The following is a 14565-nucleotide window of genomic DNA, read 5'->3' on the forward strand; positions in this document are numbered from 1 at the left end:
GATCGTTAAATATGGCTAAATGTAAAAAATTCTTTTATGCGTCACAACCTGCATAGGCGCGGTCTATGACTGTAATATACCACTTTTCCCCTTCTTTTGTGACATGAAAAACGAAAGGTTCTTCGCTTTCGTTGGAAGTCATGATCGCACGGTAGCTTCTGGTTTCTATATTTCTCAATCGCTGTAATTCGGTTTGATTAATTTTTGCATCTAAAATCTCATTCATGAATTTGGCCGTTTGTGACAGTTCATTCGGACGGGACTTCTTGTCATAAAAAAAACCTAGTTTGTCCCATTTCATTGTTCCACAGTCAAAAGCAGGCAATTTTCCTGCTTTTAGAGGGCCTTTGTAACTCAGTTTTTCATACGAATGATATTCTGGTACTGGTTTGGAAAAGTTAAAACTACTTTGATGTACATACGAATCCAATGCCCCCGGACGATATATAATATAGATCCCTAATTTTGGATGGATATAGTTGTTGATTGTTTTACTGTCTTGATCGGTATATGCTTTGGCAATTTTTTCCAATACTTCTTCCAGTGTTTCAGTATCCTCTTTCTTCACTTCTTTTTCGATCGTGTCCGGTTTGCTTATAGTATCCAAAGGGATAGAATCCGGGGCAATTTTTACTGCCTTGTCTTCTTTTTTATTGTTTCTACAGGAGATCACACCTATGGAGAGACAGATAAGAACAAAGAAAAAGAGATTTCTCATGTGATTTTCGTTTATTATATATTATTTTTTTGAAGTCAAGTTTTCGATGATCGACTTTAATATAGACCGTGTTGACGGCAGCCACCATTGCTCGAGAATAGCCTGAATGGTTTCTTCTCTATTTTCGCGCAATTTAAGAATTATTTCTTTTCTGAAGTTTAGTTTAGAAGTCTGCCATGTTTTTTGATTAAACTGCGTGATCTCTCTTATCTTCTTTGCGGCGGTATTAAAAAGTATATCCGCTGGAACGACTTCATCCACTAAGCCCTGTGATTTTGCTTCCTGGGGAGAAAGCAGTTTTCCCTCGAGGAGATTCTGATAAGCATGTCGTTTCCCGATCCAAAAAGCATAAAGTTGAAAGATACTTTCAGGAACGATAAGCCCAACAGGTATTTCATTAAGTCCTATGACAAAATTACCCTCAGCCATGATTCTATAATCGCAACATAAGGCAAATACACAACCCCCAGCAGGGCTATGGCCAGATATGGCGGCAGCTATCGGTTTAGGGAAAGAGGCCAGTAGCGAGGTTGCCTCCAAAAAAAGATTCCAGAATTCCCGGATTTGATCCTCATCATAGCCGAATAGGGTTATTAGGTCAAGACCGGCACTAAAAAAGTTCTCCTTACCAATAAGGATCGCCCCACGCACAGCATCGTTTTCTTGGCTAGATTCCAATGTCTCTATAAGCTCTTTCAATAACTGTGTATCGATGGCGTTAGACTTACCCCGATCCAAAAAAATACTTAAAATATGGTCTTCTATTTTGGTTTTGATATGCTCCATAACGAATTTATATAAATTTATAACGGTTTGTTCGGGTTGCTATTGTGGTTTTACTTCTATTAAATATTCAAGATGGGTAATTTTACCCTCCATGTCAATTCCTTCGATGGTAATTTTATAAGTTCCGGGTTCATCAGAAGTGAAAAAATCAAATTTGGTTTTTCCATTTTTCTCTGTTACCAGATTAGGCTCCCAGGCGATGGTTGCTCTCAGGTCTTGCTTGAGCTCCTGCTTTTGCGTGGTATTATACTGTGGTTTGAAAAAGCTACGGTTTACATGTAGTCCTTTAGGCACAATTGTAACAATTCCAGTCGGTGTATAGGACGCTGAGAGAGCCTCACCAGATTTACTCGTGATAACCAATACACCATTTCCGCCATACATACCATAAATGGCGGTATTGCCTATGCTTCTCAGCACCTCGATACTCGCGATATCCTGAACATTGATCATGCTGATCTGATCAGCCTCAATGTACATGCCATCTAAAACAACCTGCATGGGACTACCCCCGTTCATTCCCATCGATCGGGTACTGTAAGGAACTCCATTTCGGAAGATGACGCCCACTAGTCTCCCTGCGAGACATTGCTCCAGGGTTGTGCAAGTCGATAGATCTTCCGCAGATAAGACCTGATCTGCATGGCCCGGGCCATTGAGATTTCTTGAATTTTTGTCTGCTTTATTGGTCCTTACCCTGTTCACCTGCACTTCCTCCAATTTAATACTTTTTTGAATTATACCAGCAGCTTCCAGTTCCGTCAAAAATTGCTGGCTACTTTTGAGCTGATCGATCAGTTTGCTGTTTACATCATTCGCGACCAATGGCTGGTCTTTGCTTTCATTAACTGCAGGAGCTGTGGTCTCGTCGACAAGTATATCGACTCTATTCTTCTCCTTCGGACCGTTTCCGGTTACTATAAATTTAATACTGTCGGCGAATAAGAGGCCCTCAAAAACAAAACGACCATCATTATTTGTCAATGTATCTATACTCAGCATCATATTGCTGGTTGGTACTAGGGTCACCTTAGCATTGGGAACGACCGCTTTGCGCCCAGTTTTCTTTACCGTTCCCGAGATCGTGAGTCCTTTTTCTGGTGGATACAGATTATTGGTTGGAAGGAGAGAATTCTTCCAATCCAGTATACGCCAGCCTTGGATCAACATGAGGTTGTCAAGCTCACTAAACCGGATGTTATTTAGATCTTCAAAATAATAATTGGGCCGCTCTACAAAACCACGGAGATCGGATTTGAGTAGAAGCTCCGAGATTATGGAAGAATAATATTGGTCTGTGGTAGAGTCGACTTTACTGAGATTGACTACAGCTGCCGAGAGTGCCGCTATTTTTGAGGTATCGCTACTGCCTTCTTTAACGGAGAGGTTTGCGATGACCTGGTCTCTCGTCGCAAAAGAGGATTTATTTAATTGGATCGCTATTGGAAATATTGTTTTAGGAGCATTGTAATTAAAGACGAGCCTCTCGATGATGGGAGTCATCTGCTCATTAAGTACAGACAGTTGAATCACTCCCGAAGGAAGATCCTTTTTGGGAATGTTGAATAGAATCTCCGGTTCATTTAACTTTTGCTTTACAGCATGTAGTACGATGCCGTTATATTGTGCGATTAGATAAACCTCTTTGCCGGTTACCAAATCGTTAGTGGAGGATAATTGGGCTGCAATCTTGTCTTTTAAACCCGAATTTACGGTGAGTACATAGCCTGAGGCTGCTACTGGAGGCAGTGGGGTGCTTACCGAATTTCCATCTGGGAAGATTGCTGTGGCAATATATTTTTTTCCAGTGCTTAGAATTAGCGGCATACTTCCCATACCAAGGGTATTGGTCTCAAATTCGATGATCGGCGCTTGGTTTTCCTCCCCGATTTTGATTTTTGATTTTATACCCAAGCCTGCGGGGCTAAGCACTTTGACTCCAGTTTTACTCAAGATATTGTTTACTAATTCACCGCTTTCAGGAAAAATCTGGATACTGTTTTGCTGATTTGGATTTGGGATAGTAAAACTCTTTAAAACACGTCTTTTATCTGAGGACAGGAATTGCAATGTTAATAGCCCGCCTTTAAAGTTATCTTTGAGTTCAAGTGCTATTGTTCCATTTTCATTGGATTTTAACCGTCCAGTCTTTTCCTTTTGGCCATCTTGTTTGAGGGCATAGCTTACACTACTGTTTATTAGAGGTGCTCCTTGAATTGTTTTTAGATTGATCTGGAAGAAATTTTCATTTTCATTTTTAAGGAATGTGCTTTGGGTTATGACATTATCTGCTCTTCCGTTGGTAATAGGGATAATACGCTCATAGAAATTGGATATGGAATCATTTTGCATCCAACGGGTGTACGCTCTAATTCTATACGAACCCTCTACGAGGGTGTCAGATAAGCTGAAATCACCAATGCCGAGCCCTAATGTTAGTGGAATTTTGATGCTCTTGATGACGTTATTTGTTGGGGAGATTAATTCGATATTGGCGATTTTGCTGATATTGCTCAAATAATTGAAAGGTGCGGTGGTACAATACATTTTGAACCAAATATTTTCACCGGCCGAATAGTCATTTTTGTCTAGGTGTAGATAAATTTTTTCAGTGACATGATTTTCATGGTAGGACTCTAATGTCTGTAACGTTTGATCAATTTGAGCGAGCGCCCAGAAAGGAAGTAATAGGCAATTGACTAACAACAATATTCGAGCGTACATATGACTAATGTTTCTTGAAAATTAGAAAATATTTTTCCTTTAATCAACTTATAAATCAAAATATTATCGAATTGGAGAAGTTAAATTATTTGTATTGATGCTTTGGAGTTCTTTTGAGCCAGAAAATAAATTTAAAATCCGTTTTTGAACCATCTTATGCCTGAAAATTAGCATAAAAAAAATATCTTTGTGCTATGAATATCCTAATAATCGGTTCCGGAGGTCGTGAATCTGCCTTCGCCTATAAGTTGTCGAAAAGTCCACGTTTAGGTCAATTATTTATTGCTCCAGGAAATGCTGGTACTGGAGCATATGGCCAAAATGTCAATATTAAAGTTACTGATTTTGAAGCTATAGCATCCTTTGTGTTGGAAAATGCTATCCAAATGGTAGTCGTAGGACCTGAAGAGCCATTGGTAAAAGGTATTCATGATTATTTTTTGAACCGTGCAGATTTGAAAGATATTCCAGTAATCGGCCCGCAACAGGAAGGAGCGCAATTAGAAGGCTCAAAAGATTTTTCGAAACAGTTTATGGATCGACACGGCGTACCTACCGCTGCATCACGTTCTTTTGACGTCGCGTCATTGGACGAAGGATTGGTGTATCTAGAGAGCCAAAAGTTGCCGATCGTTCTTAAAGCCGATGGTCTGGCTGCTGGAAAAGGTGTTTTGATCTGTGAAACACTTGAAGATGCCAAAGCTGAATTGAAAGCTATGATTGCGGATTCCAAATTTGGTGAGGCTAGCCGCGTCGTTGTCGTTGAGGAATTTTTAAAAGGAATTGAGCTATCGGTATTCGTATTGACGGATGGAAACTCCTATAAGGTATTACCTTCTGCGAAGGATTATAAACGGATAGGAGAAGGAGATACTGGATTAAATACAGGTGGAATGGGATCTATTTCTCCAGTACCTTTTGCCGATGAAACATTTTTGAATAAAGTGGAAGAACGTATCATCAAACCAACTGTAGAAGGACTGAAGAAAGATGGTATTCCCTATAAAGGCTTTATTTTCATTGGATTGATGAACATTGAAGGGGAACCATATGTCATTGAATATAATGTTCGTATGGGCGATCCAGAAACAGAATCTGTATTGCCACGAATTGAATCTGATCTGTTGGATCTGCTCGAAGGCGTTGCGCAAGGAAATTTGGACCAACGTTCTTATACGGTTTCTCCAAAAACAGCTGTTACGGTGATGTTAGTGGCTGGAGGTTACCCCGGAGCCTATGAATCTGGAAAAGAAATCGTGAATATGGAAAACGTCAAGGAATCTATTGTATTCCAGGCAGGGACCAAGGAGCAGGATGGTAAGGTTGTCACTGCCGGTGGACGTGTAATTGCCGTTACGACATTACAAGACTCACTTTTTGATGCTCTTCAACAGGCTACTGCTGATGCCGGAAGAATTTATTTTGAAGGAAAATACTTCAGACGTGATATCGGTTTTGACCTAATCTAAAAAATATTTAAAATTATTTTTGTAATACTGATTTTAAGGTCTATATTTGCAACTCCAAAAACAAGACAGCTTTTGGAGTTGCATTAAAAATGGCCCGTTCGTCTAGGGGTTAGGACGCAAGATTTTCATTCTTGAAACAGGGGTTCGATTCCCCTACGGGCTACAAAAGGAGATACTGCTTACCAGTTGTCTCCTTTTTTTATGCTCAAAAACTTGGGTAACAAATTGTCCCCGCCTGGATATTTGTGGTTTGATTATGACTTTCTTAAGCCTTTGATTTCCTGTTAAATAGAGAGCCTGACTATAAATATTTACTTCCTTTTATTTAACGTATGATATTAATACTATTTCAAGATGATATCAAGTACCACATGCAGGACTTGGATAAATAGTGCAATTTGCAAAGTGTATTTGGATGAAATTGATGTCAAAAGATCCATCAAACTGGAATACCACTTCCTCTTATGAAAAGCTTTAACGTTGAGGGTGTCCGGATTTATATGGAATTCTATCTGCTAAAAATAGGATGTCATACCAACCATGATAAGCTGAATACAAAGTCAATGTGTTAATTTACAGTCTTTTGTGTGTTTGATTTTTTGCTTTGATACAAATACGCAGATTATTGAGATAATTCGATAGTCTCAAAAATTTTACGTTAGCTACTTTTGAGTAATCAATTATAGAATATAATACCTTAGGGAAGCACTTAGAAATACAGATTAGAGATATCCCATTAAATTTTTGCTGAAGGAACGAATATTATTGTGCTAGTCATCGATATCGCTTACATATATCGACCATTTGAACGAGAGAAGAGAATTATACTAAGAATTGCAGAGAGTATAATGCTTGGAATTTGAAAACGGAAATAGAAAGTATTAGAAAAGTAAATTAAATAAATTAGGAAGACTTTGAAGCTATTGCACTAAAGTCTTTTTTAGATGTCAAAAGCTAATACCATTTAGCTTTAATTAAAAATAATCAATTATGTGTAAAATTTTAAAAGAAGTTTGCCCTTCAAAAGGGCGGGCATCGATTCGTTCGTCCTAAAATTACGATACCAAGAAAATTAATTAAATCCCTGATATGCCTTCTGCGAGATAAGCCTAAAGATAAAATATACTCAAGCGGTCAACAGGGATACTGAAAAAAAGTATTTGAAATAAATTCTAACCAATTAATAACTTATGAGAAGAAAACAAGTAGCGAGCAGAGCCTTGTGTCGATTTGGCAGACTCTGGGTCTTTCTGATTCTCACCTTTGGTCTTTGGGCCTGCAAGAACGATACAACAGCAATTATTGGAGAAGCTAAGCCTTTTGATCCCGCTAAGCCGGTCATCGTGTCTGATTTCAGCCCAAAATCAGGAGGAATGGGACAACGCTTAATTATTTATGGACAGAATTTTGGTAATGATCCCAAAAACGTTGCTGTATTTATTGGCGGGAAAAAAGCTGTGGTTATCAATGCTTTGGGCGAATCTCTTTATTGTCTGGTTCCAAAGCAGGCTTTTAATGGCGATATCGAAGTGTGGGTAGGTGAAGAAAATAGGCCGGTTATCGGTAAGGCCGAAAATAACTTTGAGTATCAACGGAAAATGGTTGTTTCCACTGTTGTTGGATATCGGAATGCGCGAGGTGATGAGCCCTGGAAAGATGGTAAGTTTAAAGATGCTGACCAAAATAAAATGGCCAGTGGCTTTTGGGAGCCTTCTTTTATGAAGTTCGATCCAGCGAACCCAAAGCATTTATGGGTGACTTTTGACAATAACAACGGACTTTATTTAATCAATTTTGCGGATAGCACAGTTACAACAAGACGTGCCGGTTTGAACCGTCCCCGAAGTGTTGATTTTACATTAGATGGCAAGTACATGATTGTTGCACAGGATCGTGGTGGTGAGGACGATGAGTCTACACTGCTATTTTCTCGTGCTCGTAACTTTCAGGACTATGAAATCTTGACAAGAAGTAGACAATGTAATGGTGCATCCGTCCATCCGGTAAATGGGGAGATGTATTTTAATAGTTATGCCAAAGGTGAGTTTTATCGTTTTGATCTCAATAAATATTTCAGCGAAGGTCTCGGTGTTAAGCAATATACAAATCCATTTCTGATTCAAGATCCGGAATGGGAATATAAGATTCTAATTCATCCCACCGGCAACTACGCTTATATTGTGGTCATTAATCAAGGCTATATCCTCCGTGCTGACTATAATTGGGAGAGAAAGCAGTTCAATCAACCCTATTTAGTCTGTGGCCAGGTCAGAAGTACTGGCTACAAAGATGGCGTAGGCTCTTCTGCACGCGTCGACCATCCCTACCAAGGAGTATTTGTTAAAAATCAAACTTATGTGGACGCGAATAAACCCGATCTCTATGATTTCTATTTCACAGATCAAATGAATCATGCGATACGTATTCTCACACCCGAAGGAAGTGTGACGACCTTCGCTGGAAGAGGAAGCTCAAGTATCAATAATAACCCCTATGGTTATGTTGACGGGGACCTTAGAGAGGAGGCCCGCTTTGACAGGCCATCTGGTATTGCCTACAATGAGAAAGAGGGTGCTTTCTATATCGGTGATCAGGCAAATCGCAGAATCCGTAAGATCGCACTGGAAGAAATGGGGGAGAATAACCAAAATTAACCGTTGAATAACATGATAAATAAAATTTTACTAACATGTATGTTACTTCTTGGCATTACCTTCAGTACGTTAGCCCAAGGAACGTTAGAAGTAACTGGTATCGTAACAGATGCTAAACAGCAACCCTTGATGGGTGTTAGTGTTTTTGTCAAGGAGACCCCAGGTCTAGGTACGGTGACAGACAAAAACGGACATTATAGAATCAAAGTCGAACAATATAAGAAACTTGTTTTTTCGTTTGTTGGCTATCAAAAACAAGAGATTTTGATCAAAGATGCTTTGACGGTCAATGTTGCTTTGAAAGAGTCGGAGACTAGTGTGTTGGATGAAGTTGTAGTGACCGGGACCGGTAGCCAGAAAAAATTGACGCTCACAGGGGCTACAAGTGATGTTGACGTAAATAATATGAAGTCTAACCCGACTTCGAGTTTGTCAAATGCATTGGCGGGAAATGTCCCTGGGGTAATGGCAATGATGCAATCAGGACAACCGGGTAAAAATATATCCGAATTCTGGATCCGGGGTATTTCTACGTTCGGAGGGGGATCTTCGGCTCTTGTATTGGTAGATAATATTGAACGGAATATCAATGATATTAATATTGAGGATATAGAAACTTTTACTGTGTTAAAAGACGCCGCAATGACTGCAATCTATGGCTCTAAAGGTGCTAATGGGGTCATTTTAATTACCACTAAGCGAGGTAAAGATGGTAAAATTAGTATCAACTTCAAAGACGAAACCATTTATAATACACGAACAATTACCCCTGAATTTGAAGACGGATTGACTTACGCTAATTTGTTAAATGAATCCCGTATAACACGGAATTTTGAACCGATTTACCAACCAGAAGAGCTGGAGATACTCCGTTTGGGGTTGGATCCAGATCTCTACCCGAATGTAAATTGGAAAGATCTGTTGTTGAAAGATGGTGCCATGACGTACCGGGCAAACCTCAATATGACGGGGGGTGGGGCAACAACCCGATATTTTTTATCAGGAAGTTATATTGATGAGGGTGGTATGTACAAAACGGATGAAACATTACGTAATGACTACAATACTAATGCAAATTATAAGCGTTGGAATTATCGTTTGAATGCAGATGTTAATGTAACAAAGTCAACAGTCTTAAAAGTTGGTGTGGCTGGATCGCTGGCCAAAAGGAACAGCCCGGGTTTAGGTGACGGCGATTTTTGGGGTGTACTTTTTGGTTATTCACCTATTCGCACACCAATATTGTACTCAAATGGATATGTTCCTGCAATTGGGACAGGAAATCAGACAAACCCTTGGGTTGTGGCAACACAAACAGGATTTAATGAAAATTGGACAAATAATGTTCAGACTAACGTCTCCATTGAACAAAATTTCGATTTCATTACTAAAGGCCTGCGTTTTAGAGGAATTGTTGGTTATGATACAAACAATGACAATAGTATACAACGACGAAAATGGCCTGAGCAATGGCGGGCAGAACGTGCCCGGGATGAAAATGGTAATCTTGTATTTACGCATATTTCCAATCCGAGCGAAATGGTTCAAACAAGTAGTTCGGGGGGAGAGAGACGTGAATTCTATGATATGATGTTCAACTACGACCGTAGTCTGGGTGATCACAATATTGGTGCGGTAGCACGTTTTACGCGGGATGCGCTCATCAAGACGGTTGATATTGGCACCGATATCAAGAATGGTATAGCAAGAAAAAATCAAGCATTGGCCGGCCGATTAACTTACAATTGGAAAGCACGTTATATTGCCGATTTTAATTTCGGTTATACTGGTTCAGAGAATTTTGCACCAGGAAGGCAATACGGCTTTTTCCCTGCTGTTTCAGCAGCATGGAATGTATCGGAAGAACCATTCATCAAGAATAACTTTTCTTGGCTTAACTTATTTAAGATACGCTATTCCTGGGGAAAGGTCGGTAATGATCAATTAGGTGGAGGACAACGTTTCCCTTATTTGTATACTATTAATGAAATTGGCCATTTTGACAACCAAAATTGGATTCCTGAGGGTGGATATCAATGGGCTGACTATAGTTTCAATCGATATTATGGGGGGATGAGGTACAGTCAAGTATCTTCATCAAACGTTACATGGGAGATGGCGACGAAAAAGAATTTGGGTTTCGATGTCGCACTATTTAAAGACCGGATTATTGCAAATTTAGATTTCTTTAATGAAGAACGGACTGGGATCTATATGGCACGTGGTTTTTTGCCCTCCATGGTGGGGTTAGAGAGTACTCCAAGTGCTAATGTCGGTGCTGTAAAATCCCAGGGTTTTGACGGTCGTTTGGAATATCGACAAAAAATTGGTGAGGTGAATTTGACCGCTAGGAGCAACATTACTTATAGTAAGAATGTCATAACAGAAATAGATGAGGAGAACAACGTATATGCCTATCAGAATCAAAAAGGCTACCGCGTGGATCAGGCTAAGGGGCTGATCGCCATGGGGCTTTTTAAAGACTATGACGATATTCGCAACAGCCCTAAGCAAACCTTCGGGACTTATCAACCGGGAGATATTAAATACAAAGATGTAAACGGTGATGGTATCATTGATGATGGGGATCGTGTGGCAATCGGAGCTACCAGACGACCGAACTTAATTTATGGTATCGGGACATCTGTTAGCTGGAAGAATTTGGATATTAGTGTTCACTTTCAGGGAGCTGGTAAATCTACCTTCTTTACCTATGGCAAAACAGTGTACGCTTTTAGCGAGGGTGAATGGGGGCAGGTAATGAAAGGTGTAATGGGTGATAACCGCTGGATTTCTGCTGATATCTCAGGAGACCCAGCAACCGAAAACCCCAATGCGTCTTATCCACGATTGAGCTATGGTGCAAATCCAAACAATTTCAGGGAGTCTACTTTTTGGTTGCGTAATGGTCAATATATCCGCCTCAAAACTTTGGATATAGGCTACACGCTGCCCAAGCATCTAACGAACCGAATCAAGACAAATAGTATTCGTATTTTTCTTGTTGGATCCAATTTGTTGACATGGTCAAAATTCAAACTCTGGGATCCAGAATTGGCTAGCCCACGAGGAGAGGATTACCCACTACCGAAGTCATTTACATTTGGCATCAATGTTAACCTTTAAAATCAAAAGCGATGCAAAGAAATAAATTATATATTAAGCTCATGCTTATACTAAGTATAAGTGTCATTTCTTCCTGTAAAAAAGATTATCTGAGATCTGATCAATATTTTAATGATCGGCTGACCACCGAGAAGGTGTTTAAAAGTAAAGTTTATTCTGAACAATGGCTTGCACATGTCTTTGAGGAATTCAAAGGTGAAAATGCTGATGTTGCGAGTAAAGGACTTACACCGCATTGTTTTGCAGATGATATGTATTTTGGGGACAGGGATAAGGATTATGACCCATCTAAAAATGAACTGTCTTATAATATGTTCAAAATGGGACTCTATACTGAGAATGATAAACAAGGAACCTGGACACAAAGTTATCGTGGGATCCGGAATGCTTCTACATTTATCCAGAATATTTATATGAACACCGAAATGTCGGCTGCGGAGATAAACGATTATAGAGGACAGGCACGTTTTGCGCGGGCATATTTTTACTGGTTGTTGCTTCGAAAATATGGCCCTATTCCTTTATTACCAGACCAAGGATTAGATTATACCGATAGTTACGACGATTTGGCTATTCCTCGAAATACTTACGAAGAATGTGCGGAATATATTAGTAATGAAATGCTGCAAGCAGCGAAAGAAATGGAAGCATTGGGAATGAAACGTGGTCAAGATGGTTCTGCTCGTCCAACTGTTGGAGCAGCATTGGCAACGCGCGCTAAAGTATTACTGTATGCTGCAAGCCCATTGGCCAATGGAAACAATACAAGTTACGCCGCTCGACTGGTAGATAATAACGGTAACCGTCTCCTTTCGGTAGATTATAAAGAAGAAAAATGGGCAAAAGCAGCTGCTGCGGCAAGGGATGTAATCGAACTCGGTGTATATCGACTTTATACAGCACCATTTCAGGAGACTGGTGATGATGCTACTGTGAAACCACCTCAAGACCACAATTTTTCGGATAAAAGTTGGCCTTCTGGCTGGTCTGATATAGATCCGGCGAAGTCTTATGCACAGGTCTTCGACGGTACTTTACAAGCTTCAGGCAATCCAGAATTAATTTTTACAAGAGGAAATAATCAACCTAATGAGGGTATTGACCAAATGGTCATTCATCAATTGCCACGTTCTGCAACAGGGTGGAATACACATGGGCTCACTCAAAAGTTGGTCGATGCATACTATATGAATGACGGTACGGATGTCCCAGGGAAAGATAAAGAAATCGGACGCGGAAATGGCTCCAATCGGGCTTCAGGCTATGTTTCACAAGCAGATTATGATGCTAAAAAATATAGACCATTGCGCCCTAATGTTTCATTGCAGTATGCCAGTCGTGAGCCTCGATTCTATGCTTCAGTTTCTTACAATGGTAGCTTTTGGACCTTGCTCAATGAAACGAAAACGGAGAATCGAAACCAACAAATATTTTACTATAGTGCGGATTCCAAAGGTAATGGCTTCAACTCTGCAAATGGTTATTGGTTGCGAACTGGATTTGGCATCAAGAAATTTGTACATCCGAGTGATACCTATGAAGGAGGCAATGGTGCTCGTGTCGTACCTAAAGCAGAACCGGCTATCCGTTATGCCGATATTCTCCTTATGTATGCGGAGGCGCTCAATGAACTGAGTGGTTCCTATAGTATTGCCTCCTGGCGCGGAGGATCTTACAGCATCAGCCGGAATGTAGCCGAACTACAAAAAGGTATACATCCTGTTCGTATCCGCGGAGGTGTGCCGGATTATTCGGCCAGTATATATGGGAATAAGAATGAGTTACGAAAATCATTGAAACGTGAGCGCTTTATCGAATTAATGGGAGAAGGACAACGTTACTATGATCTGCGTCGTTGGATGGATGCACCTGTGGAAGAAGCACTACCAGTCTATGGTTGTAATGTATTGATGAATGAAAAGGAACGAGATCTTTTTTATCAACCCGTTGCAGTCTGGACGTTGAAAACAACTTTTGCTGACAAGATGTGGTTTTGGCCGATTAGCCATACCGAACTTAAACGCAATAAGAACCTGACTCAAAATCCTGGATGGACTTACAATGATTAATCAAATATGAATTTTATGAACAAGTCATACATACAATTGTTATTCTTCACTTTACTCGCTGTCTGCAACTCTTGTAATGATGAATGGAAAGAAGAACAATTTGAACATTATGTTTCTTTTAAAGCACCTTTGGAAAGTGAAGGGGTCGCTAATATCTATGTTCGTTACAAGGATGGGCAAAAGACCACCTTTATGCAGCCACTGGAAGTCAGTGGATCGACAACCAATGATAATAATCTTTCGGTCAAGGTTGGGGTGGATGCCGATACATTGGGCGTACTAAATTACGAGCGATTCCAGACGAGGACGGATTTCTATTACAAACAGCTCAGTACTAGTTTTTTTTCGATTCCATCAGCGGTGGATATCAAGTCCGGGGAAAATACTGGATTAATAGCCATTGATTTTACATTGAAAGGTATTGATATGACGGAAAAATGGGTACTTCCCTTGACCATTTTGGATGATCCGGGAGCTAAATATAAGGTTAATCCCCGGAAGCATTATAAAAAGGCACTCTTACGCATCAACCCTTTTAACAATTACTCCGGAACCTATAGCGGGACAGCCCTGAAGGTTGTTATGGAGGGACATGAAAATGAAACCCCGATCGTAAAAAGTCAAATCAAGAGTTATGTTGTCGATGAGAATACGATCTTCTTTTACGCGGGTAATATAGATGAAGAGCGGCAGGACCGGAAGAATTATCAAGTTTTTGCAACATTCAATGACAAAGGTGGGGTAAGCTTTCGTGCCGTAAATCCAAATATGAAGTTCGCCGTTAAAAAAGATGCAAGTTACACCGTGACAGAACAGATGGATGCCGTTCGCCCTTATTTATTGCATCGTTATATCACGATTAATAATGTGGATTACGAATTTACCGATTATACCCTTGTTTCTACTACGGCGATCAAATTCAAGGTTTCTGGCTCATTGATTTTGGAGCGTCAGCTCAATACACAGATTCCAGATGAGGATCAAGCCATTGAATGGTAAACTTTATCAAACCATTCGGC

At 40.0% G+C, this 14565-nt stretch carries 8 protein-coding genes and 1 tRNA gene; 6 read left to right on the forward strand and 3 right to left on the reverse strand.

The window, feature by feature from the left end:
- Positions 1 to 34 precede the first annotated feature (34 nt).
- From M2408_RS19070 to M2408_RS19080, 3 genes are read right to left on the reverse strand one after another with little or no spacing between them, the layout of a single operon-like run.
- Positions 35 to 718: a hypothetical protein gene (locus tag M2408_RS19070; RefSeq protein WP_259185576.1), complete on the reverse strand. Its 684-nt coding sequence runs from the start codon at positions 716 to 718 to the stop codon at positions 35 to 37.
- Between the two features lie 21 nt (positions 719 to 739).
- Complete coding sequence (locus tag M2408_RS19075) at positions 740 to 1504, reverse strand: enoyl-CoA hydratase/isomerase family protein (protein ID WP_259185577.1); 765 nt, start codon at positions 1502 to 1504, stop codon at positions 740 to 742.
- A gap of 39 nt (positions 1505 to 1543) precedes the next feature.
- The gene (locus M2408_RS19080; protein WP_259185582.1) at positions 1544 to 4228 is read right to left on the reverse strand and encodes a carboxypeptidase-like regulatory domain-containing protein; all 2685 of its coding nucleotides are present in this window, start codon (positions 4226 to 4228) and stop codon (positions 1544 to 1546) included.
- Positions 4229 to 4422: 194 nt separating this feature from the next.
- On the opposite strand from M2408_RS19080, the gene purD reads away from it, so the two are divergent.
- The 6 genes from purD to M2408_RS19110 all read left to right on the forward strand — a co-directional run bounded on the left by purD (position 4423) and on the right by M2408_RS19110 (position 14545).
- Positions 4423 to 5697, forward strand: coding sequence for a phosphoribosylamine--glycine ligase (purD, locus tag M2408_RS19085; RefSeq protein ID WP_259185591.1), 1275 nt, complete (start codon positions 4423 to 4425; stop codon positions 5695 to 5697).
- Between the two features lie 91 nt (positions 5698 to 5788).
- Positions 5789 to 5860, forward strand: a tRNA-Glu gene (locus tag M2408_RS19090).
- Between the two features lie 1027 nt (positions 5861 to 6887).
- Positions 6888 to 8351 (forward strand): IPT/TIG domain-containing protein, encoded by a 1464-nt coding sequence (locus M2408_RS19095; protein ID WP_259185598.1) that lies wholly within the window; start codon positions 6888 to 6890, stop codon positions 8349 to 8351.
- A gap of 12 nt (positions 8352 to 8363) precedes the next feature.
- Positions 8364 to 11477 (forward strand): TonB-dependent receptor, encoded by a 3114-nt coding sequence (locus tag M2408_RS19100; protein WP_259185600.1) that lies wholly within the window; start codon positions 8364 to 8366, stop codon positions 11475 to 11477.
- A gap of 11 nt (positions 11478 to 11488) precedes the next feature.
- Positions 11489 to 13546, forward strand: a complete 2058-nt coding sequence (locus tag M2408_RS19105) for a RagB/SusD family nutrient uptake outer membrane protein (RefSeq protein ID WP_259185601.1) — start codon at positions 11489 to 11491, stop codon at positions 13544 to 13546.
- Between the two features lie 15 nt (positions 13547 to 13561).
- A complete protein-coding gene (locus tag M2408_RS19110; RefSeq protein WP_259185603.1) occupies positions 13562 to 14545 on the forward strand; it encodes a DUF4973 domain-containing protein in 984 nt (327 codons plus the stop codon).
- The last annotated feature ends 20 nt before the right edge of the window (positions 14546 to 14565 follow it).

The sequence above is a fragment of the Sphingobacterium sp. BIGb0165 genome, assembly GCF_024810095.1.
In the GTDB taxonomy this organism is placed as follows: domain Bacteria; phylum Bacteroidota; class Bacteroidia; order Sphingobacteriales; family Sphingobacteriaceae; genus Sphingobacterium; species Sphingobacterium detergens.